The sequence below is a fragment of the Prescottella sp. R16 genome (assembly GCF_030656875.1).
GTDB lineage: Bacteria > Actinomycetota > Actinomycetes > Mycobacteriales > Mycobacteriaceae > Prescottella.
This window is the reverse complement of the sequence record NZ_CP130943.1, coordinates 4,442,971-4,464,469: the sequence shown is the minus strand read 5'-3', so window position 1 is coordinate 4,464,469 and position 21,499 is coordinate 4,442,971. Positions and strand designations below refer to the sequence as shown.

Below are 21,499 nucleotides of genomic sequence, written 5' to 3'. Positions count from 1 at the left end.
CCGTTCAGTGGGATGTTCGGGAACTCGCACGATTTACTGCCCCGAGTGCCGAAACATGTTCACGAATAGTCGGTTTCGAGACACCGATGGGCGAAGAATCACAATTGTGATGCTTCGCCCATCGTGTCGTCCGGTCAGGGCCGCAGCCGGCGCACCGCCCACAGTGACGGGATCAGCAGCAGCGCCGAAAGCGCCAGTGTCAGCAGCACTTCGATCGTCTGGAAACGCCGGAACAGGGTGTCCGGGTGATAGCGGACCTCGAAATGATCGATGCCCTGGGCGCGCTGGCAGTCGGCGAACTCGCGGTTCTGCTGTTCGATGAGGAGGTCCGTTCGTGCGTCGTACTCGGCCCGGGTTTCGTCGGGGCGCTGCTCCCAGCCGAGGTTGTTCCACACGTGGTTGCAGTTCGAGTAGTCGAAGTCGACGTCGCGGCCGTTCGTGTCGACGTACGCCGACCCGATCGTCCACGTAGCCCCGATGTCCGAGGCGTACTGCGCTCCATAGGGGTTGGATCCGAGTTCCTGCACCTCCACCCGCGGCGTCGCATAGTACGGCCGCGCCACGACCTGGAAGCCGACGAGCACCGCGGTCGTCGCGATCAGTGTCAGCACCATGGCGCCCAGTGTGTTCCGCAGCAGTAGCGCCAGGCAGCTGCCGACGGTGAGACCGAGGACGGTGTAGGCGCCGGCGATCGGGCCGGTGGACTGGAACAACGGATACGACAGCGCTGAGTGGCCGGACCACATTGTCGAGAAGAAGGCGTAGTTGCTGTCCCGCAGGAAGGCTCGCGTCCACTCGAGAACTGACCCGAGAATCACCATGGCGACCACGATCGGTGTGAACACCACCAGGGTCCGCGTCCAGTACCACCTCAGCCGGCTCACGGACTGCGTCAGGCCGAGTACGTGGGTGCCGCGTTCGATGTCGCGGGAGAACACGGTGACACCGACGAGGGCGCCGAGGAGAACCGGCATCGCCAGCGTCAGCAGGGTGATGAGGGTCAGACCCGATTCGGCCAGGCACTCAGGGCCTTTGCCACATCCGAAGGCGGTGCCGAAGTATCGGCCGCCATCGCGCCGCACGATGATCCCGCACGCCGCGGCCACCACTGCCAGTGCCAGAACCGTGCCGGTCGCGGCGAGGATCGTCGTGCGGTACTGCCGCCACGTCACCCAGATCATGCTGCCTCCTCGGTGGTTGCGGTCAGGTAGGCCAGGACGATGTCGTCGAGGTTCGCGGGTTCGATGCGCCATCCGTCGGTGGCGGTGGCGGTGGGGCGTGGGCCGCGCACGAGGTGTGTGCTGCGGTGGGTGTCGACGACGGTGCCGTCGGCGACGACGTCCCGGGGGTCGGCGGGTCCGGTGAGCAGGTAGTGCTCGTCGACGAGGTCGTCGAGTGCGCCGGTGAGCCGGGTGCGTCCGGAGCCGAGGATGACGATCTGGTCGGCGATCTCGGCGACCTCGGACAGCACGTGTGACGACAGGACGACGGTGGTGCCGTGGTCGGCGGCGTCTTCCATGAGGGTGCGGACGACGTCGCGCCGTGCGAGTGGATCGAGTTCGGCGAGGGGTTCGTCGAGGAGCAGCACGTCGGGGCGCCGCCCGAGGGCGAGGGCCAGTGCGACGCGGGCCCGATGTCCGGGCGACAGGGTTTTCACCCGCGCTGTCAGGGGGATTCCGGCGTCGGTCACGAGCCGTGACGCGTAGGCGTCGTCCCACTGTGTGTTGGTCTTCGCGCCGAACAGCAGGGTGTCGGCGACGGTGAAGCCGCGGTGGAGCGGCTTGTGCTGTGCGACGTACGCCAGGCCGGGTGCGATGCCGCGGCGGTCCGGTTGCCGGCCGAGGACGGTCACTTCACCGGAGTCGGGTTCGAGTAGCCCGACGGCGATCGACATGAGTGTCGACTTGCCGGCGCCGTTCGCGCCGACGAGGGCGGTGATGCTGCCGCGCTGCACGTCGAAGCTGCATCCGCGCAGGGCGTCGGTGCGGCGGAACCGCTTGTGGACGTCACGCACCGACAGTGCGACCTCGTGTGTCTCGGTCATCTGGATTCTCCTGTGTCGTCGCCGAATTCGCTGTCGAGTGCCGCGGTCACGAGGGCCTCGAGGTCGGAGCGGTCGAGGCCGGCTGCCGCGGCGTGCCGCACCCAGGTGGACAGTTCGTCCTGCAGGGCGTGCCGCTCGGCCATGCCCGGTTTGGCGAGGGAGCGGGTGACGAACGTCCCCAGGCCGGGGCGTGCTTCGACGAGCCCGTCGTTTTCGAGTTCCCGGTACGCCTTGAGCACGGTGTTCGGGTTGACGGTGCAGGCCGCGACGACGTCCTTCGCGGTGGGCAGGCGGTCACCCGGTGCGAGGTCGCCGAGCCGCAGCGCCTGTTTCACCTGGAGCACCAGCTGGACGTAGGCGGGGATCCCGGACCGCCGGTTGATGTGGAACTCGACCACACCGAACCTCCATTCAACTACAACATTAGTGAAATAGAGGTTGCATGGAGGCGATGCCGGATGTCAACCTGTTCGCGAGGTTCTGCGCGTGTCGGGGCAAATGTCGCGTCCGACCCTTGTCCGGTGCGAAAATGCCGGTGACGTGCTGTTCGAGACGGAAGTTCGATAGTGAATTCAACGAATACCGGTGGTCCCGGGAAGACGGGCCCGGCCGCGTCGAAACCGAAACCGAAACCGAAGCCGAAGGCGAAGGCAAAGGCGAAACCGAAGGCGGCGAAGGCCAAGCCCGGGAAGTCTCGTCGCAAGGGCCTGCGGATCACGCTGTACGCGAGCCTGGTCGTGCTGGTACTGCTGATCACCGTGCCGCTGGTCTGGTTCGGGGTCTCCTACAAGAACGCGGATGTGCCGCGGCCGTCGGACATGCGCACCAACCAGGTGTCGACGATCCTCGCGGCCGACGGTTCGACGGAGATCGCCCGTGTCGTGCCGCCCGAGGGCAACCGCACCGAGGTGGCGATCGACGAGATCCCGGTGCAGATGCGCAACGCGGTGCTCTCCGCGGAGGACCGCGACTTCTACTCCAACCCGGGTTTCTCGGTGTCCGGGTTCGCGCGGGCCGCCCGCGACAACATCCTCGGTCGCGAGAGTGCCGGCGGCGGCTCCACCATCACCCAGCAGTACGTCAAGAACACGCTCGTCGGTTCCGAACGGTCGATCGACCGCAAACTCGAGGAACTGGTGATCTCGTCGAAGATGGCCCGCGAGTGGTCCAAGGACGAGATTCTCGCCGCCTACCTCAACACCATCTATTTCGGTCGCGGCGCGTACGGCATCGCGGCCGCATCCGACGCCTACTTCGGCAAGCCGCTCGCCGACCTCACGGTCGCGGAGGGGGCCGTGCTGGCCGCGGTGATCCAGTCCCCGTCGAGTCTCGATCCGGTCACCAACCCGGATGCGCTGACGGCGCGGTGGAACTACGTCCTCGACGGCATGGTGACGATGTCGACGCTGACTCCGGAGGAGCGGCAGGCCACCGAGTTCCCGGTGGTCCTACCGCAGGCGCCGGTCGCCGACTCGGGTGCCGCGCCCGGACCGGAAGGGTTGATCCGCGCGCAGGTGCTGCGCGAGCTCACGGCGTCCGGCGTCAGCGAACAGGACCTCAACACCGAGGGCCTGCAGATCACCACCACGATCGATCCCACCGCGCAGCGGGCCGCGGTCGACGCCGTGGAGTCGACGTTCGACGGGGAGCCGGAGAACCTGCGGACCGCCGTGGTGTCGGTGGATCCGCGATCCGGTGCGGTGCGCGCCTACTACGGCGGCGCCGACGGCAAGGGCTTCGACTTCGCGCAGGCCGGCCTGCAGACCGGTTCGGCGTTCAAGGTGTTCGGCCTGGTTGCCGCACTGCAGCAGGGGATTCCGCTGTCGCAGACGTACGACAGCTCGCCGCTGAGCATCTACGGTGTGTCGATCGGCAACGTCGGCGGCGAGTCGTGTGGCAAGTGCACCATCGCCGAGGCGCTCAAACGTTCGCTCAACACCAGCTTCTACCGGTTGACGCTGTCGATGGACGACGGTGCCCAGAAGATCGCCGATGCCGCCCACGAGGCCGGTATCCCCGAGACGGTGCCGGGCTGGGAGTATCCCACCCTCACCCAGGAAGGCGGGTCGCCGGAGAACGGAATCGTGCTGGGGCAGTATCTGTCCCGTCCCCTCGACATGGCGTCGGCGTACGCGACCCTGGCCGCGTCCGGCGTCTACCACGAGCCGTACTTCGTGCAGAAGGTCGTGACCGCCGACGGTGACGTCCTGCTCGACCGGCCGGCGTCCGAGGGGGAACGCCGCCTCGACGCCGCCGTCGCCGAGAACACCACGCAGGCGATGCTGCCGATCGCGGCCTACTCGGCCGGCCACAACCTGGCCGGTGGACGCCCGTCGGCGTCGAAGACCGGTACCGCGCAGTTGGGTGACACCGGCAGGAACAAGGACGCCTGGATGGTCGGTTACACGCCGTCGCTGTCGACGGCCGTGTGGGTGGGTACCGCGGACTCTCAGGCCGTCGAGAACAGTTGGGGCGGATCGGTGTACGGGTCGGGTCTGCCGTCGGACATCTGGAAGAAGACGATGGACGGGGCACTGCAGGGCACCCCGGTGGAGAAGTTCCCGTGGCCGGATCCGATCGGCGGCCAGGCCGGCGTCCCGGCGTTCACCGGGGTCTCCACCGGCACTCCCACGACGGGCGCAGCCGCGCCCGACGCGCCGGCACCGGGCGCTCCCCCGGCCGCACCGCAGTTGCCTCCGCCCCCGGCCCCCAGGTTCATCGAGATCCTGCCGGGCATCCGGATTCCGCTGCCCGGGTAACCACACGATGCGAATATCGTCCGATTTTCTGGGATAGTCGACGACGTGAATGATCATGGTTCTCGTCGACGGTTCCTGTCCCGGTTCGGCGGCACGGTGGTGTGTGCCGGCGTGCTCGCGGGAGTGCTGACGGCGGCACCGGCCTCGGCGGCGCCGTCGGGGCCGGCGTCGTGTGTGCCGTTCGGGACCGCCCAGCTGCCGCCGGGCCTGCCGTCGATGGGAGCTCGTGACGGGCTCGCGACCCTGCCGCCGTTCCTCGGCGACCACGCACCGTCGTCGGTCGAACTGCGGACGCAGACAACCCAGTTCAACAAGTTCTGGGACTTCGCGCTGGTCGACGACGGTGCCCTGCTGACCCGGCCGCGGGCGTGGAACGGCGAGAACGCCGAGCCGTGGCGGTACGTGCCGCTGCCGGACTGCCTCCGCGGCACCCTCGTCGGCATCTCCGCGGACGACGACGAGCTGGTCGCGCTCGACGCCGACGGCTGGATCTACACGATGGACAACGCGTCGCAGACGCCGCTGACGTGGAACTGGACGTCGGCGTTCGGTGCCCCGCTCTGGACGGCCGGCGGCAAACGGCTCCTCGGCGGCGAGGCCGGGCAGTGGGCGCTGTCCGTCGCGTCACCGTGGGACAACCAGACGTACGCGGACGTCGCCGGTCGCCTGCACTACTTCGGTCTGGCGAAGATGACGATGGTGCCGTCGCTGACGGGGGACGGCAGCCGCATCACCTACGCGGACCCGTGGCTGCCGAACGACGACAGCTACGAGATCGGTGGTCCGCTCGGCGGCCGCTTCAAATCGGTGGCACTGTCGTCGTCCGCGTCGACGACGTTCGTGACCAACGAGTACGGCGACATGTACACCCGCAACTTCGACGTCGACGGCTCCGGCTCGGACTCGATCTTCTTCCGGTACAGCTGGGACGACCAGACCGGGAAGCCGACCGCACCGAACTCGGCGTTCGAGTCGTGGTTCAAGGGCTACGCCGCGATCCAGCTGCCCGCACAGGACTGGGTGCGTCAGCCCAAGATCCCCGGCGACATCACGTCGGCGATCAGCGTGCACTCCACCGGCGTCGGCCCGGACGCCCGCGAACTGCGGGTCGCCGGTAGCCGCGACGGTGTCACCGGCTTCTGGCACAAGCATCTGACCGCGAGCGGCTGGGAGTTCACCGCGACCGGCGCCGAGCTGCCCGGCACCCCGCTCGCGAACTCGCCGCGGGACCGCTCCGCCGACACCCTGGCCCCGGCCGCACCGTGGACCCTGTCCACCGATCTGCCGTCACGGGACGCGTGGGTGGACGGCCAGGTCCTCGTCGACAGTGTGCTGCCGTACTCGATCCTCGACCCGCGCCTGCTCGACCAGGTCGGCCTGCACGCCGGGCCGTCCGGCTACCGGTTGACGCTCGAGCACTTCGATCCGGTCGCGACGACGCGCACCGCCACCGTGACCGCACCCGACGGAGCCGAGATCGAGGTGATCGTGCACACCGCCGACGGTCTGCGGTTCGCGCCGCGTGGTGCCGGACTCGACGGCAATCCCCGGCACCTCGTCGGGGCGATCGAGATCCCGCAGAAGCAGTTCGACGCCCGCGGCAACGACCCCGTGCTCGACGCATTCGTGCGGGACTGGATGCGTGGCAAGCAGATCGCGGCGATCACGCTCAGCGCCACCGACCACGACCTCGTGGTGCGCTGATCCACGCACCCGGCGGTCCGATCACGAGCGGGCCACGTGGTGCAGGTAGAGACGCACCGCGACGTTCTCGATCGGCTCGGTGAGCGGATCGGAGTAGGTGCCGGCGCCGGGCAGGCACGCGGCCGACGCCCGCGCGGCCTGCGTGAGCGCACCGAGTACTCCGGTACTCCGCTGGATCGGTGACTTGCGTGTCCACGCCAGGGAGGCCGCTCCGGACGGAAGGGTGTTCGAGCACGCGATCCGTAGCGGCATCTTGTCCCGCACTGTGCCGTCGACGTTCCGGAACAGTGCGGGCGGGGCGAGCGTCCGGCCGATCTGCCAGAAGCGTTCCGTCTGGAACACGTGGACGAGATTGTCGGCGAAGTCGCCGAGGACGCGTTCGTAGTAGTCGGGGACGAGGCGGTGGCGGACGAAGTTGGCGCACACCTCCGCACGGACGAATGCATCCAGTTCGGCTGTCGCGGAGGGAGAATCGATGGGCGCGGTGACGAATCGGCCCCCGGCGAAGATGGCGTCGGCGCCGCTCCCGGTGAGGAGGGCCACGGCTTCGTCCTGTTGGGCGGCGTGCGCGGCGATCGCGTTCCTGGCAGCTACCAACGGAATCGCGGCGGCGACCTCGTACAGTTCGGCGGTCCCGAGTATGCGGGTGGTGCGTTCGGCGAGGTCGACGACCTCGTCCTGAGTGAGGTAGATGACCTCGTGGGTGAGTCCGAGTGCCTGCGCCGCGGCGGAGGCCGGACCGTAGTCGTCGGTATCGACATCGGTGACGACGGTGATCGCGTGTGGGCGGGTGCCGAGTGTCGCGGCCGTCGCCGCGACGAGAATCGAGTCGACACCGCCGGACAACAGCACGATGGGGCGACCGCGAAAGGCGTCGAACACAGCCCGTAGCCGGTCGGCCGTCTCGTCCGCGACGGCGAGAGCGGCCGTGTCCGCGTCGGTGATCGTGCGTAGTTCGATGCCGTCGATGTCGACGTTCTCGCAGTCGGCGACATACTGCACGCCGGTGGCGGTCTGTCCGGCAAGGGGCTGGCGCACGTGTGGGTTCCTTTTCTGTCGATCACGGTGACCGGTACGGCGGATTGTAGGCAGGACCCCTCTCCCGGCGGTCCCATTCGCCCTATTTTCCAATGTGGCGTGGGCTGACCGCAGCCACCGTGAGCCACCCGCTACCGGCGTCGTCAGCGCGGGCCGGACGCTCGGTGGACCCGGTTCTTCTGTTCCGAGTGGGTTCAGCCGGTGGCGCCGGAGGGAATCGGCAGTGCGTCGATCGCCCGGTCGACGACGTCGTCGACCGTGAAGACCGGATCGGTGGTGCGGTCGATCGCGAGGCTCTCCACCATCGACCACCACGCGCGCAGCAGCATCCGGACGGTCGGCGACGGTTCGGTGCCGGTGGCCGCGAGGGTGCGCTCGACCATCGTGTTCTTCATGTGTTCGCGGATCTCCCGGATCTGCGGGTCGGCGCCGAAACCGCCGTGGAAGAACGACTGGTAGTTGTCGCCGTGCCGGTCGACGAACGAGACGAACGCGTGCACGACGGCCCGCAGCTGATCGGCGGTCGGGTCGGCCGCGTCCGGCACTGCGGCCCGGAGCAGCCTTCGCGCGGCTGCGCCGACGACCGCGACGTAGTAGTCCTGCTTGGTCGGGAAGTACCGGAACAGCAGGCCGCGGGAGATGCCGGCCTTCTGGGCCACCTGGTCGATCGACAGCGCGTGGATCGGCCGTGTCGACAGTTCCTGCAGGCCGATCGCGACGAGCTGCCGCTTGCGTTCCTCCGGTGGGAGTCGCCGCCGCGCCGTCGGTTCCGTCGTCTCGGTTCGAGTGGACAAGAAATGCACCATCCAGGTTCTTGATTGCGGGGCAAGTCTACGTTTAGGTTAACTGAGCAATGCTCAGTTAGTCGACGACTTGGAGGCCGGTATGGATTTCGCCCCGAGCGCGCGGTCGCAGGAGTATCTGGACCGACTGCGTGAGTTCATCGCGACCGAGGTCGCTCCCGTCGAGGCCCGGCTGCGGGCCGAGCGGATCGCGCCGTTCGCCCAGCGCGCCGACGTCCCCGGTGCCGCGATGTGGCAGGTGTCCGACGAGTTCCGTGCCCTGCAGGCGAAGGCCCGCGCGCAGGGACTGTGGAACCTCTTCCTGCCCGACGCCGAACTCGGTGCCGGCCTGAGCAACGTCGACTACGCGCCGCTCGCCGAGGAGATGGGCCGCTCCCCGTTCGTCTCCGCGGTCTTCAACTGCGACGCCCCCGACACCGGCAACATGGAGGTGCTCTACCACTACGGCAGCGACGACCAGAAGGAACGCTGGCTGAAACCGTTGCTGGACGGCGAGATCCGTTCTGCGTTCTGCATGACCGAGCCCGGCGTCGCGTCGTCCGACGCCACCAACATGGCGGCCACCGCCGTCGTCGAGGGCGACGAGGTGGTGCTGGACGGCCGCAAGTGGTGGAGCACCGGCATCGGCAGCCCGGACTGCAAGATCCTCATCTTCATGGGCCTCACCGATCCGGAAGCGCCCAAGCATCAACGGCATTCGATGGTGCTGGTCCCGCTCGACACCCCCGGCGTGAAGGTCGAGCGGATGCTCTCGACCATGGGGTTCTACGACGGGCCGGGCGGCCACGGCGAGGTCTCGTTCACGAACGTCCGGCTGCCGCTGGATGCGATCATCGCCGGCCCCGGACGGGGATTCGAGATCGCGCAGGGACGCCTCGGTCCCGGCCGCGTGCACCACTGCATGCGCCTGGTCGGGCTCGCGGAGGCCGCGCTCGAGCTGGCGATCCGCCGCGGCACCGAACGCGTCGCCTTCGGCAAGCCGCTGATCAACCTGGGTGGCAACCGGGAACGCGTCGCCGACGCCCGCATCGCCATCAACCAACTCCGACTGCTCGTGCTCAACACGGCGTGGCTGCTCGACACCCAGGGCATCTTCGGTGCCCGGTCCGCGGTGTCGGAGATCAAGGTCGCCGCACCGCGGGTGGCGCAGCAGGTGATCGACTTCGCGATCCAGCTCCACGGCGGCGGCGGCCTGTCCGACGACTTCCCGCTCGCCGGCGCGTGGACGGCGGCCCGGGCGTTGCGGCTGGCCGACGGTCCCGACGAGGTCCACCAGGGTCTCGTGGCCCGCTTCGAGTTGGGTAAGTACCAGTGACCGCGAAGCTGCCGGAGAACGCGCGCACCGTCCGCGACGAGGACGCGTTCGACGTCGAGACCGTCGCGCAGTGGCTCCGCGCGAACGGTGTGCCCGAGGACGGCATTCCCGAGGTCCGACAGTTCGCCGGTGGCGCGTCCAACCTGACCTATCTGCTGCGCTACCCGGACCGCGATCTGGTGCTGCGGCGCCCGCCGGCCGGGGCCAAGCCGTCATCCGGGCACGACATGGTCCGCGAGTACCGCATCCAGTCGCTGCTCGCGCCGGTGTACCCGCACGTGCCGGCGATGGTGGGGTTGTGCACCGATCCGTCGGTGCTGGGCAGCGATTTCTACGTCATGGAACGGGTCGAGGGCACCATCCTGCGGTCCGCTCCCCCGGCCGAACTCGGGCTCACCCCGGCGAACACGCGGGAGCTGTGCCTGCAGGTGATCGACCTGCTGATCGAACTACACGGTGTCGACGCCGCCGCGTCGGGTCTCGACGAGTTCGGCCGCGGCACAGGATATGTCGCCCGGCAGGTCGCGGGTTGGACCAAACGTTACGCCGCCGCCCGCACCGACAACGTCCCAGACTTCGCGCAGGTGATGCGGTGGCTCGCCGACAACCAGCCCGCCGACATCGCGTCGACGGTGATCCACGGCGACTTCCGGCTCGACAACGTCGTCCTCGGTGACGACCTGCGGCCGCGCGCCGTGCTGGACTGGGAACTCGCCACCGTCGGTGATCCGCTCATGGACCTCGGCTCCAGCCTGGCGTACTGGGTGCAGGCCGACGACCATCCGATGATGCTGGCGACCAAGCGGCAGCCGTCGGACCTGCCGGGCATGCTCACGCGCCGCGAGATCGTCGAATACTACGGCGAGCGTACGGGTCTGCCGATCGACAACTGGCGCTTCTACGAGGTGTTCGGGCTGTTCCGGCTGGCGGTGATCGCACAGCAGATCTACTACCGCTTCCACCACGGGCAGACCACCAATCCGGCGTTCGAGCACTTCTGGATCGCCGTGGGCTATCTCGACACTCGCTGCAACGAACTGATCGACACGGAGGAGAACTAGTGGGCAGCCGCACGACGCGCAGGAACATTCTCGTCACCGGCGCCAGCTCGGGACTCGGGCGGGGCATGGCCCGCGAATTCGCCTCGCGGGGACGCAATCTCGCGCTCGCGGCGCGGCGCACCGAACGGCTCGAGGAGCTGCGCGACGAACTGCTCGCCGCGAATCCCGGTATCACGGTCGCGATCCGCGAACTCGACGTCGACGTCCACGACCAGGTGTTCAGCGTGTTCCGGGAGTTCGACGAGGAGTTGGGCGGCCTGGACCGGGTGATCGTCAACGCCGGCCTCGGAAAGGGACAGCCGTTGGGCACCGGATACTTTCGCGCCAACGCGGCGACGGCACAGACGAATTTCCTGGGTGCCCTCGCACAGAGCGAGGCGGCGCTCGAGCTGTTCCGGCCGCGGAACACCGGCCACGTGGTGCTGATCTCGTCGGTGAGCGCGATGCGCGGGATGCCGCGCAATCTCACCACCTACGCGGCGTCCAAGGCCGGGGTGGCGGCGCTCGGCGAGGGTATGCGCGCCGACCTCGCGAAAACCGGTATCGACGTCTCCACCATTTTTCCCGGCTTCATCCGTTCCGAGATCAACGAGAAGGTGAAGAAGGTTCCGTTCATCGTCGACACTGACACCGGCTGTCGTGCCCTGGCTGCGACGATCGAGAAGGAACCGAATAAGGCGTACGTTCCGGCGTGGCCGTGGGCGCCGCTGTCCGTCGCGATGAAGGTGCTGCCACTGTCGGTGGTGTCGAAGATGTCCTGATTCCGAGGTGACGCGTGGCGGTATCTAGCCCATCGCGATCGACCGGACGGGGTTCTGACCTGCAATTACTCGAAACTGGTCGGTTTATTAGACGATGAAAATAAATATCCGATAACTATCGACGGATTGATACAGCTTCGTTACTCTTTTGTGACGGGCCCCACGGAAGCACTTTTCCTGGGGCCGCTGAGCAGGACACAAATGAGGTAACCCCGTGGGCAAGCATCACCAGCCGCACCGTTTCGTTCGCAACACGATCCCGTCGAATTCCGGTACTCGTCGTCGATCCCTGAAGGCGGCAGTGGTCGTCGCCGTCGCCGGAACCCTCCTCGCCGGAGGCGCGCAGCTCGGCATCACCACCGCATCCGCGTCGCCGCAATTCTCCCGAAGCATCGGATCCGTCCACATGTTCGGATCGAGTTCGTCTGTAGTGCAACCAGTTTCCGGAGTCCTGACGTCGAGCTACGGGCCGCGTTGGGGCAGTCATCACAACGGTATCGACATCGGTGCCGGACTCGGCACACCGATCCACTCGGCCGCGGCCGGCACGGTGATCTCGGCCGGCCCGGCCTCCGGGTTCGGGCAGTGGGTCCGCGTGCAGCACAACGACGGCACGATCACGGTGTACGGCCACGTCGACACCTACATCGTCGGTGTCGGCCGGCATGTCGCCGCGGGGCAGCAGATCGCGACGGTCGGCAACCGTGGCCAGTCGACGGGCCCACACCTGCACTTCGAGGTCTGGGATCCCAGCGGCCGGCAGGTCGACCCCCAGACCTGGCTGCAGGCCAACGGCGTCTCCCCGACCTGGTGACCCTGCCCGCCGCGGGCCGACCGAGGATCACAGTTCCAGGTGGTCACCGTCGAAACGTCGCCGCATCCGCCGATCGTGGGTGACGACGACGACGGAGCCGTCGAACGCGTCGAGGGCGTTCTCCAGTTCCTCGACGAGCACCGGTGCGAGATGGTTCGTGGGCTCGTCCAGGAGCAGCAGGTCGGCGCCGGAGGTGGACAACAGTGCCACCTCGAGGCGCCGACGCTGCCCGAAGGACAGGTCCGCGATCCGTCGGTGCAGATCGTCGGGGCGGAACAGCCCGAGCGAGAGCAGTTCCGACGCCACCTCGTCCGGGTCGCCGGGACACTCTTCCCCGTACGCCTGCAGCAACGTCGCCGAGGAGGGCCACGAGCGTGGTGCCTGTCGTAGGTATCCGATCCGCTCGGGTGCCACCACGGACCCACTGTCGGGAACGATCTCGCCCGCAATCACATTCAGCAATGTGGTCTTGCCGGCCCCGTTCCGGCCGGTCACCAGCAGTCGGCCGCCCCTCGGTACCGCCAGTGTCGGGACCGCGAGCCGGGTCCCGACGCGGACGTCGGCCAGCAGTACCGACGGTCCCCCGGATTCCCCGGAGCCCCGAGTGGTCAGCGACGGGGTGAACCGTAACGGATCGGGCGGGGGTGCAACGGTGTTCGTCGTCAACTGCTCGATCCTCTGCTTGGCTCCCCGGATCCGGCCCATCGCCCCGTGTTCACGTCCGCGCGCCCGGAACGCCCCGTGCCCGAACCCGGCTTTCTCCTGCTTGCGGGGAATCGCGGCGAGCCGTGCCGCACCGACCTCGACGAGGTGAGTGTTCCGGGCCAGCTCGACCTTCCATTCCTCGTACTCCTGCTGTCGCCGTCGCCGCTCCGCGGCCTTCGCGACGAGATATCCGTCGTAGCCGTCGCCGTAGCGTCGGATCCTGCGGTCACCGACCTCGACGATCACCGAGGTCAGACGATCGAGGAACGCGCGATCGTGGGTCACGGCGACCACGGTGCCGTGATGTGCGAGCAGATGCTCCTCGAGCCAGGTGACGGCCTCGTCGTCGAGATCGTTCGTCGGTTCGTCGAGCAGGAGCAGTTCGGCGTTCGACGCCAGGCTCGCGGCCAGGGCGAGCCGGGCCTGTTCGCCACCGGAGAGCGTGCGCAACCGCCGCGACCGGTCGAGGCCCGGCATCCCGAGGACGTGCAGGCCGACGTCGACCCGCTCGTCGACGGTGTAGCCGTCCAGGCTCTCGAAAAGTTCTGTCGCATCGGTGTATTCGGACAAAAGGCCGCCGAGGTCGCCATCGGCCGCCTCGGCCAGGCGTTGTTCCAGGTCGCGGATCCTGGATTCGAGCGCCCGCAGGTCGCCGAGGACGTGGTCGACGGCGTCCGCGACGATCGCATCGTCGGGCAGGTCCAGGGACTGTGCGGCATGGGCGATCCCGCCCGGGGCGACGACGTGGACGTCACCGTTGTCGGCACGGAGATGTCCGGCCAGCAGCGCGAGCAGTGTGGACTTGCCGGATCCGTTGTCGCCGACGACACCGACCTTCGCTCCCGGCGGGACGGACAGGTCCGCGCCGTCGAGGACGAGTCGGTCGCCGAAGCGTTTCGAGACCGAGCGGAGGGAGAGTTGGGAGGTGGACACGGGGGTGCGCTCCTTGTGCCCGGACGAACCGGGCCGATCGGGGAAAGGTGTCCTCGCGCAATCGACCCGGCAGAACCGGATGGATGTGTATGCGCGCTCAGGACCCGTCGCGGAGCATGCTCGACGCGACGTCCCGATCTACTGATTCAGAGTACCCACGAAAACCACCGTAGCACCGGAGGATTCGCCCGACCACCGATTATCCGGAGGAGTCCTCCCCGAATACACCTGTGGCGGTGGTCGAACGAATCGACCACCGCCACACGAGGTTTACGCGACCTACTCGGCCCCGATGATGAAGGCTTCGAGCTCGGCGCGAGCCTGGTCGTCCGGCATCTGGACCGGCGGGGACTTCATCAGGTACGCCGATGCGGGCAGGATCGGGCCGCCGATGCCGCGGTCCTTGGCGATCTTCGCGGCGCGGATGGCGTCGATGATGATGCCGGCCGAGTTCGGGGAGTCCCACACCTCGAGCTTGTACTCCAGGTTCAGCGGGGCATCACCGAAGTTGCGACCCTCGAGGCGGACGTACGCCCACTTGCGGTCGTCGAGCCACTCGACGTAGTCGGACGGGCCGATGTGGACGTTGCGGTCGTGGACCTTGCCGGCCAGCGGACCCTCGAGGATCGACGTGACGGCCTGCGTCTTCGACACCTTCTTGGACTCCAGACGCTCACGCTCGAGCATGTTCTTGAAGTCCATGTTGCCGCCGACGTTCAGCTGGTACGTGCGGTCGAGGATGACGCCGCGATCCTCGAACAGCTTCGCCATCACGCGGTGCGTGATGGTGGCGCCGACCTGGCTCTTGATGTCGTCGCCGACGATCGGGACACCGGCCGCCTTGAACTTCTCGGCCCACTCCGGATCGGATGCGATGAACACGGGCAGCGCGTTGACGAACGCGACACCGGCGTCGATGGCGCACTGCGCGTAGAACTTGTCGGCCTCCTCGGAACCCACCGGCAGGTAGGAGACGAGGACGTCGACCTCGGCGGCCTTCAGCGCGGCGACGACGTCGACGGGGTCGGCGTCGGAGACCTCGATGGTCTGCGCGTAGTACTTGCCGATGCCGTCGAGCGTCGGGCCACGCTGCACCGGCACGTCCAGCGGCGGGACGTCGGTGATCTTGATGGTGTTGTTCTCGCTGGCGTTGATCGCCTCGGAGAGGTCGAACCCGACCTTCTTGGCATCGACGTCGAAGGCGGCGACGAACTGCACGTCGCGGACGTGGTACTGGCCGAACTTGACGTGCATCAGACCGGGAACGGTCGAGTTCTCGTCCGCGTCCTTGTAGTACTGCACGCCCTGGACCAGTGACGAGGCACAGTTGCCCACGCCCACAATGGCTACGCGCACCGCGGTGCTGTTGTCACCCATGGTCGGGTTCTCCTTCTTTTTTCTCGGGTGCTGCTGTCGTTGATTGTTCGGCGGCGATCAGCTCGTTCAGCCACCGCACTTCGCGTTCGCTCGATTCGAGCCCGAGCTGGTGGAGCTGGCGGGTGTACCGGTCGAGTGACCCGGTGGCCCGCCCGATGGCGTCGCGCAGCCCCTCCCGGCGCTCCTCGACCTGCCGTCGCCTGCCTTCCAGGATTCGCATCCGCGCTTCGGCGGGGGTGCGGCTGAAGAAGGCGAGGTGCACGCCGAACCCGTCGTCGGTGTAGTTCTGGGGCCCGGTGTCGGCCACCAGCTCGGAGAAACGCTTCCTCCCTGCGGGGGTCAGCTCGTAGACGCGGCGGGCACGACGCTTGAGCGCCCCGTCCTCGTTGCCGCCCTCGACGATGAGACCGTTCGCCTGCATCCGACGCAGCGTCGGATACAGCGAGCCGTAGGAGAAGGCGCGGAACGCTCCGAGCAGACCGGTGAGCCGCTTCCGCAGCTCATACCCGTGCATCGGTGACTCGAGGAGCAGCCCGAGAATCGCCAGTTCGAGCAAGACCACACCCCCTGAGTTCCGGACCATAACCGACTGATGCGATTGCCAACTATATCGCACCGATATATTCGGGTACACAGATGCCGACAGGCCGTGGACGATCTACCGGTCGGCCCGGTGGACGTCGACGACGGTGCCGTCCATGCGGGTGTCGATCATTCCCGTTCGTTCGTCCCGGCCCTCGAACAGCACAGAGACCAGCACATCGCCGGTCGAATCCGGGCGCACGAAGATGTGCTCCACCGTTGCCGACAGGAGACCGACCCGGTCCGGTCCGGCCACGAGTACCTCGGCGAGCCGGTCGACGTCGAGATCCGCGAGGTCGACCGTGACCGCATCCGGGTCGCGACTGCCCGACTGCCCCGACACCGAGAAGCCGCCGCGGAAGACCAACTCCTGCTCGCGGTGCGGCCGGTCCGGGAGCGCTCGGGTCGCCAGCGCGTAGTCCGGGTAGAAGATCACGTCGTCCACCCGCAGATTCCCGAACTCCGCCTCGTACCGGCGCAGGAACTCGCGGAGTCCGGCGGGCGAAACAGGGTCGAGCCGCTCGATCACGATCGGTTCCGGCTCGCCGGGCGGAGCCTGGGCCGGTTCCACCGCGGCCGTCGTGTCGGACGCCGCGACCTCACGGTTCGTGTACAGGACCGCCGCGTAGACAGCCACGGCCGCGACGGCGATCGCGGCCAGAACGCGTCGGGGGAGACGGTGCTGCTCCGGCGTCGCAGACCCGGATGCAGACCCCGCAGCGGCGAGATGCTCAGGAACCTGGAGATCCGTGACGAGTGCCGCGAGTTGCCGGATCGTCCGCGCCGCCAGCGCCTTCTCGGTCCGCGCCCGATACTCGGCCGCATCGAGCTGACCGTCGCTGTAACCGGCGTCGAGCAACTCGCACGTGCGGACCCGATCGAGGTCACGTGCGCGCATTCCGGTCGAGGCTCGCTTCGGCACCGGACGATCCTAGAGAACCGACCGGAACGTCGGCTGTGTGCAGGTCAGCGGTCGGCGCGGTCGACGTCGCGAACCTTGCCGTCGAAGCCGACGGTCAGGTAACCCACAGCCCCGATGTCCCGGTTCTGCACATAGATCGTCACGACCTGGCCGACGTTGTCGTCCCGTTTCATCGAGAGATGGACATCGGTCGGATCGGTCACTCCGAGGGTGCGGTCGGCGCCGTACAGCAGCCCGATCACGGTCGGCACGTTCGGCCGCAGTGCAGCCAGGTCGACGGGTACACCGGCGCTCGTGCGCGACGAGTCGCCGCCGCTCCGGGTCGTCCGGCCCCGGCCGTCCTCGATCTCGTACCGGTACGACTCCGAACGGCCTGGTTTGCCGGGCACGGCCCGGTCGAAGACCGCGTAGTCCGGGAAGACGGTCAGGTTGTCGACCTTCGAGTCGCCCAGTTCGGCGGCGACGTCGTCGAGCAGTTGCGACAGGCCTGCCGCGGTGGTCAGTTCCACATCCTCGGCTGCAGGTCCGGACGAACCGGATGCGTCGTCGTCGCCACCCGAGACGAGTACGAGGAGTGCCCCCGCCACGGCGACGACGGCCACGAGCACGGCGATCAGGCGCGCGCGGCGCTGTGCTGCGCTCACGAGGGCGGGTAGACGTCGGTGACCGTGCCGTCGAGGCGGGCGGTCAGGTGACCGGACTGTTTGTCGCCGTTCTGGGCATAGAGCTTGATCTGCTTCTCCCCGGTGATCAGCTGCGGTTCCACGATGATGTACGTGACCTTCCCGTTCGGCACGGCGAGCCGGTCGGCGCCCGTCGCGATCAGCCCACCCAGCGCATCGACGTCCATGTCGGCCAGATCGATCGTCTCGGTGTCGAGGGGCCGTGACTCCGGTGCACCCGACGGTTCGAAGCCGCCCTGGAACCGCCAGCCCTGCTTGCGGTGCGACTGACCGTCGAACATGCGGGTGAAGGCGACGTGCGACGGGTAGAACGTCACCTCGTCCACCTGCAGATCACCGAACTCGTCCCGGAACTGCCGCAGGAACTTCTCGATCCCGTCCGCGGTCGTCGTGTCGATCGGCTCGATCACGATCGGCTCCGGTTCCCCCTGGGGCAGCGGCGCCCGCACCGGTGCGGGCGCGGCCACTGTCTCGGTGGGGGTCGGCGGATCGTCGTCGTGGTTCACCGTGACCACCAAGGCCACCAGGGTTGCGACGGCCGCGAGCACGGCGATCGCCACCGCGACGAGACGGCCCGGGATCTGCCGGCGCGGTACCGGGTCCGGTTCCACCGTCTCGAGCAGATGATCGGGGATCTGCAGATCGGCGGTGAGGGCGTCGAGCTCGCCGAGCGTCGTCGCGGTCATTGCCGCGTCGGTCCGTGCCCGGTACTCGCCCGCGTCGAGCTGCCCGTCGCTGTAGCCGGCGTCGAGCATCCCGCAGGTGCGGACCCGATCGAGATCGCGTGCGCGGGTGCGTGGTGACGACTGCCTGGACATCCCTCGGATTCTAGAAAATTGTCCGAAATGCCGCTCGACCACGTCCGGAAGACACCGGACATCGTCTGTCAAGAGCGTGTGTCGGTCCCCACGTGCCGAGGTCCGACACGCCCTGTCCGCACCGGACGCACGTACTCTGGTCCCGTGCGGATACAGCGGCAGGTCGTGGACTACGCGCTGCAGCGACGGTCCCTGCTCGCCGAGGTCTACTCGGGGCGGACCGGCGTCAGCGAGGTCTGCGACGCGAGCCCGTACCTGCTGCGCGCGGCCAAGTTCCACGGCCGTGGCAGCGAGGTGATGTGCCCGGTCTGCCGCAAGGAAGAACTGACCCTCGTGTCCTGGGTGTTCGGCGACAAACTGGGCCCCGTCTCGGGCTCGGCCCGGACACCCGAGGAACTCGTCCGGCTGGCCGCGACCGAGGAAGAGTTCTCGGTGCACGTGGTCGAGGTGTGCCGCACATGCAGCTGGAACCACCTGGTCCAGTCCTACGTACTCGGTGCGGTCCCCGCGCCGAAGCAGCCGAGACGGTCGTCGAGTCGTTCGCCTCGCCGCCGCACCGCCAGCGAGTAGGACGCCGACAACTGTGCCCACCGCCCGACACAACCGAGGACTGCCCACAGGCACCCGACTACTGGAGATTGGTACGTGAGTTCCCCCAACACGCCGCAGGGCGGCCGCCCCAACGGGCCGCGCCGACCCAACGGACCCCAGCAGAGTGGACGACCGGCCGGGCAACAGCCCGGCCGTCCCGTGAACGGGCCCACCGGCCCGGCACCACGCCGCAACCCGGGTCCGCCGCCGGCCGGACGGCCCGCACCACGCCAGGGCCAGGGAGCCGCACGCCCCGCTCAGCAGCGTCCCGCGCAGCCCGGTCCGGCTCAACCACGTCCCGCGCAGGGCGGTGGCCCCGGCGGCCGGCCTCCCACCGGCCCCCCGCCGACCGCCCGCAAGCCGGGCGGTGGTTCCGGCGGTGAGCCGCCGAAGCCCCCGAACAAGAAGGCGAAGTCGAAGCGGTGGAAGATCGTCCGCCGCACCGTCCTCGCGGCGGTCGCGCTCGGCGTGATCGTGCCGCTGCTGGCGTTCATGGTCTCCTACGTAGCCGCGGACGTTCCGCGCCCCGGCGACATGAAGACCAACCAGGTCGCCACCATCCTCGCGTCCGACGGGACGACGGAGATCACCCGGGTCGTGCCGCCGGAAGGCAACCGCACCGAGGTCACGATCGACCAGATCCCGCTGCACGTGCGCAACGCCGTACTCGCCGCCGAGGACCGCAACTTCTACTCGAATCCGGGCTTCTCGGTGACCGGGTTCGGTCGTGCCGCGCGTGACAACCTGCTCGGCCGCGACAGCGCCGGCGGTGGCTCCACCATCACCCAGCAGTACGTCAAGAACGCGATGGTCGGCTCCGAACGCTCCCTCACCCGCAAGATGAAGGAGCTGGTGATCTCGTCGAAGATGGCCAAGCAGTGGTCCAAGGACGAGATCCTCGCCGCCTACCTCAACACCATCTACTTCGGACGCGGCGCATACGGTATCGCCGCCGCCTCGCAGGCCTACTTCGGTAAGCCGGTCGAACAGTTGACCGTCTCCGAGGGCGCCCTGCTGGCCGCGATCATCCAGCAGCCGTCCGGCCTGGACCCCGAGTTCAACGCCACCGGCGCCGAAACCCGCTGGAACTACGTCCTCGACGGCATGGTCGACACCGGCACCCTCGCCGCCACCGACCGGGCCGCCGCGCAGTTCCCGCCGACCATCCCCAGCTCCGAGGTCGACTACGGCAACAGCGGGGGACCCGAGGGCCTGATCAAGCGCCAGGTTCTGCAGGAACTGTCGGCGGCCGGTATCAGCGACCAGGACCTCAACACCGAGGGCCTGCAGATCACCACCACCATCGACCCGCAGGCGCAGCAGGCCGCCGAGAGCTCGGTGGAGAAGTACATGGAGGGCGAGCCGTCCGAGCTGCGTACCGCCGTGGTCTCCGTCGACCCGCACACCGGTGCCGTCCGCGCCTACTACGGCGGTACCGACGGCACCGGCTACGACTTCGCCAACGCCGGCCTGCAGACCGGATCGTCGTTCAAGGTGTTCGGTCTCGCCGCGGCCCTCGACCAGGGCATCCCGCTGTCGCAGATGTACGACAGCGGCCCGCTCACCATCAACGGCATCTCGATCGGCAACGTCGCCGGCGAATCCTGCGGCACCTGCACCATCGCCGAGGCACTCAAGCGGTCGCTCAACACCAGCTTCTACCGGATGATGCTGCAGATGGACAACGGTCCGCAGGCCATCGCCGACCTGGCGCACGAGGCCGGCATCCCCAAGGAGATCCCGGGCGTCGGGGCGTCCCTCACCGAACCGGACGGCAGCGGTCCCAACAACGGCATCGTGCTGGGCCAGTACCAGTCGCGTCCGCTCGACATGGCGTCCGCGTACGCGACACTCGCCGCGTCCGGCGTCTACCACGAGCCGTACTTCGTGCAGAAGGTCGTGACCTCCGACGGCACGATCCTCCTCGACCGCGGAACCCCGAACGGGGAGAAGCGCCTCGACGCCGCCGTCGCCGACAACACGACGGCCGCGATGGTCCCGATCGCCGCATACTCCAACGGCCACAACCTGGCCGGTGGACGCCCGTCGGCGTCGAAGACCGGTACCGCGCAGCTCGGTGATACCGGCAAGAACAAGGACGCCTGGATGGTCGGCTACACGCCGTCGCTGTCGACGGCCGTGTGGGTGGGTACCGAGCAGGGGCTGCCGCTCGAGAACAGCTGGGGCGGCATGATCTACGGCTCGGGTCTGCCGTCGGACATCTGGAAGGGCACGATGGACGGCGCGCTGAAGGGCACCGACGTCGAGAAGTTCCCGACCCCGGACCCGATCGCCGGTGTCTCGGGTGTCCCCGCCTACACCGCACCGGCACCGCCGAAGACGTCGGCGCCGTCCACGTCGGCGCCGTCCTCGACGACGTCCGAGCCGATCCGGATCACCACGAGCAACGTGGAGATCCTGCCGGGCGTGACGATCCCGATCCCGGGCATCGCGCCGGGCCGCACCACCGAGACGTCGGAGCCGGAGTCCACCGACACCACCGACGAGTCGACGACGGATCCGCTGGTGCCCGAGGGCGGCGCGGCGGCACGCGGACTGCAGCGTCCCGTCCCCGTCGGGTAGACGAAC

The 21,499-nt window shown here is 68.2% G+C and carries 19 protein-coding genes; 8 read left to right on the top strand and 11 right to left on the bottom strand.

Annotated elements, in window-relative coordinates; all coding sequences use genetic code 11:
- Positions 1-134 precede the first annotated feature (134 nt).
- Genes Q5696_RS20900 through Q5696_RS20890 form a run of 3 tightly spaced genes read right to left on the bottom strand, consistent with a single transcriptional unit; the run spans position 135 to position 2,442 of the window.
- Positions 135-1,181 (bottom strand): ABC-2 membrane transporter-related protein, encoded by a 1,047-nt coding sequence (locus Q5696_RS20900; RefSeq protein ID WP_305093151.1) that lies wholly within the window; start codon positions 1,179-1,181, stop codon positions 135-137.
- The gene (locus tag Q5696_RS20895; RefSeq protein WP_305093150.1) at positions 1,178-2,044 is read right to left on the bottom strand and encodes an ABC transporter ATP-binding protein; all 867 of its coding nucleotides are present in this window, start codon (positions 2,042-2,044) and stop codon (positions 1,178-1,180) included. The genes Q5696_RS20900 and Q5696_RS20895 overlap by 4 nt, the downstream gene beginning before the upstream one ends.
- Complete coding sequence (locus tag Q5696_RS20890) at positions 2,041-2,442, bottom strand: GntR family transcriptional regulator (protein WP_305093149.1); 402 nt, start codon at positions 2,440-2,442, stop codon at positions 2,041-2,043. The genes Q5696_RS20895 and Q5696_RS20890 overlap by 4 nt, the downstream gene beginning before the upstream one ends.
- A gap of 165 nt (positions 2,443-2,607) precedes the next feature.
- On the opposite strand from Q5696_RS20890, the gene Q5696_RS20885 reads away from it, so the two are divergent.
- Together Q5696_RS20885 and Q5696_RS20880 are read left to right on the top strand one after the other, a co-directional pair.
- Positions 2,608-4,803, top strand: coding sequence for a transglycosylase domain-containing protein (locus Q5696_RS20885; protein WP_370654954.1), 2,196 nt, complete (start codon positions 2,608-2,610; stop codon positions 4,801-4,803).
- Between the two features lie 96 nt (positions 4,804-4,899).
- The gene (locus tag Q5696_RS20880; RefSeq protein WP_305095397.1) at positions 4,900-6,507 is read left to right on the top strand and encodes a hypothetical protein; all 1,608 of its coding nucleotides are present in this window, start codon (positions 4,900-4,902) and stop codon (positions 6,505-6,507) included.
- Positions 6,508-6,528: 21 nt separating this feature from the next.
- Here the strand turns inward: Q5696_RS20880 and Q5696_RS20875 are convergent, their stop codons facing one another.
- Together Q5696_RS20875 and Q5696_RS20870 are read right to left on the bottom strand one after the other, a co-directional pair.
- Positions 6,529-7,545 carry an asparagine synthase C-terminal domain-containing protein gene (locus Q5696_RS20875; RefSeq protein WP_305093147.1) on the bottom strand — a complete coding sequence of 339 codons (1,017 nt, stop codon included), beginning with the start codon at positions 7,543-7,545 and terminating at the stop codon, positions 6,529-6,531.
- Between the two features lie 194 nt (positions 7,546-7,739).
- Positions 7,740-8,339 (bottom strand): TetR/AcrR family transcriptional regulator, encoded by a 600-nt coding sequence (locus Q5696_RS20870; protein ID WP_305093146.1) that lies wholly within the window; start codon positions 8,337-8,339, stop codon positions 7,740-7,742.
- Between the two features lie 91 nt (positions 8,340-8,430).
- Here Q5696_RS20870 and Q5696_RS20865 point away from each other — a divergent pair, with 91 nt between their 5' ends.
- From Q5696_RS20865 to Q5696_RS20850, 4 genes are all read left to right on the top strand, one after another.
- Positions 8,431-9,663 carry an acyl-CoA dehydrogenase family protein gene (locus tag Q5696_RS20865; protein ID WP_305093145.1) on the top strand — a complete coding sequence of 411 codons (1,233 nt, stop codon included), beginning with the start codon at positions 8,431-8,433 and terminating at the stop codon, positions 9,661-9,663.
- Positions 9,660-10,724, top strand: coding sequence for a phosphotransferase family protein (locus tag Q5696_RS20860; protein WP_305093144.1), 1,065 nt, complete (start codon positions 9,660-9,662; stop codon positions 10,722-10,724). The genes Q5696_RS20865 and Q5696_RS20860 overlap by 4 nt, the downstream gene beginning before the upstream one ends.
- Positions 10,724-11,485 carry an SDR family oxidoreductase gene (locus Q5696_RS20855; RefSeq protein WP_305093143.1) on the top strand — a complete coding sequence of 254 codons (762 nt, stop codon included), beginning with the start codon at positions 10,724-10,726 and terminating at the stop codon, positions 11,483-11,485. Before Q5696_RS20860 ends, Q5696_RS20855 begins: the two co-directional genes overlap by 1 nt.
- A 256-nt stretch (positions 11,486-11,741) precedes the next feature.
- Complete coding sequence (locus tag Q5696_RS20850) at positions 11,742-12,299, top strand: M23 family metallopeptidase (RefSeq protein ID WP_370654953.1); 558 nt, start codon at positions 11,742-11,744, stop codon at positions 12,297-12,299.
- 27 nt (positions 12,300-12,326) lie between these two features.
- Here the strand turns inward: Q5696_RS20850 and abc-f are convergent, their stop codons facing one another.
- From abc-f to Q5696_RS20820, 6 genes are all read right to left on the bottom strand, one after another.
- A complete protein-coding gene (gene abc-f, locus Q5696_RS20845; RefSeq protein ID WP_305093141.1) occupies positions 12,327-13,937 on the bottom strand; it encodes a ribosomal protection-like ABC-F family protein in 1,611 nt (536 codons plus the stop codon).
- Between the two features lie 279 nt (positions 13,938-14,216).
- Complete coding sequence (locus Q5696_RS20840; RefSeq protein ID WP_305093140.1) at positions 14,217-15,314, bottom strand: inositol-3-phosphate synthase; 1,098 nt, start codon at positions 15,312-15,314, stop codon at positions 14,217-14,219.
- A complete protein-coding gene (locus Q5696_RS20835; RefSeq protein WP_305095396.1) occupies positions 15,307-15,870 on the bottom strand; it encodes a PadR family transcriptional regulator in 564 nt (187 codons plus the stop codon). Before Q5696_RS20835 ends, Q5696_RS20840 begins: the two co-directional genes overlap by 8 nt.
- Before the next feature lie 102 nt (positions 15,871-15,972).
- Positions 15,973-16,794, bottom strand: coding sequence for a DUF1707 SHOCT-like domain-containing protein (locus tag Q5696_RS20830; RefSeq protein WP_305093139.1), 822 nt, complete (start codon positions 16,792-16,794; stop codon positions 15,973-15,975).
- A 68-nt stretch (positions 16,795-16,862) separates the two neighbouring features.
- A complete protein-coding gene (locus tag Q5696_RS20825; protein ID WP_305093138.1) occupies positions 16,863-17,462 on the bottom strand; it encodes a hypothetical protein in 600 nt (199 codons plus the stop codon).
- The gene (locus tag Q5696_RS20820; RefSeq protein ID WP_305093137.1) at positions 17,459-18,319 is read right to left on the bottom strand and encodes a DUF1707 SHOCT-like domain-containing protein; all 861 of its coding nucleotides are present in this window, start codon (positions 18,317-18,319) and stop codon (positions 17,459-17,461) included. The genes Q5696_RS20825 and Q5696_RS20820 overlap by 4 nt, the downstream gene beginning before the upstream one ends.
- A 144-nt stretch (positions 18,320-18,463) precedes the next feature.
- Here Q5696_RS20820 and Q5696_RS20815 point away from each other — a divergent pair, with 144 nt between their 5' ends.
- Complete coding sequence (locus Q5696_RS20815; protein ID WP_305093136.1) at positions 18,464-18,889, top strand: DUF5318 domain-containing protein; 426 nt, start codon at positions 18,464-18,466, stop codon at positions 18,887-18,889.
- 450 nt (positions 18,890-19,339) lie between these two features.
- Positions 19,340-21,493, top strand: coding sequence for a transglycosylase domain-containing protein (locus tag Q5696_RS20810; RefSeq protein ID WP_305095395.1), 2,154 nt, complete (start codon positions 19,340-19,342; stop codon positions 21,491-21,493).
- Positions 21,494-21,499: the final 6 nt, after the last annotated feature.

Bases quoted from the DNA above. Each gene is read 5' to 3' on its own strand.
- Q5696_RS20830 (WP_305093139.1), bottom strand. From the start codon at position 16,794: ATGCGCGCACGTGACCTCGATCGGGTCCGCACGTGCGAGTTGCTCGAC.
- Q5696_RS20820 (WP_305093137.1), bottom strand. From the start codon at position 18,319: ATGTCCAGGCAGTCGTCACCACGCACCCGCGCACGCGATCTCGATCGG.
- Q5696_RS20840 (WP_305093140.1), bottom strand. From the start codon at position 15,314: ATGGGTGACAACAGCACCGCGGTGCGCGTAGCCATTGTGGGCGTGGGC.
- Q5696_RS20895 (WP_305093150.1), bottom strand. From the start codon at position 2,044: ATGACCGAGACACACGAGGTCGCACTGTCGGTGCGTGACGTCCACAAG.
- Q5696_RS20900 (WP_305093151.1), bottom strand. From the start codon at position 1,181: ATGATCTGGGTGACGTGGCGGCAGTACCGCACGACGATCCTCGCCGCG.
- Q5696_RS20865 (WP_305093145.1), top strand. From the start codon at position 8,431: ATGGATTTCGCCCCGAGCGCGCGGTCGCAGGAGTATCTGGACCGACTG.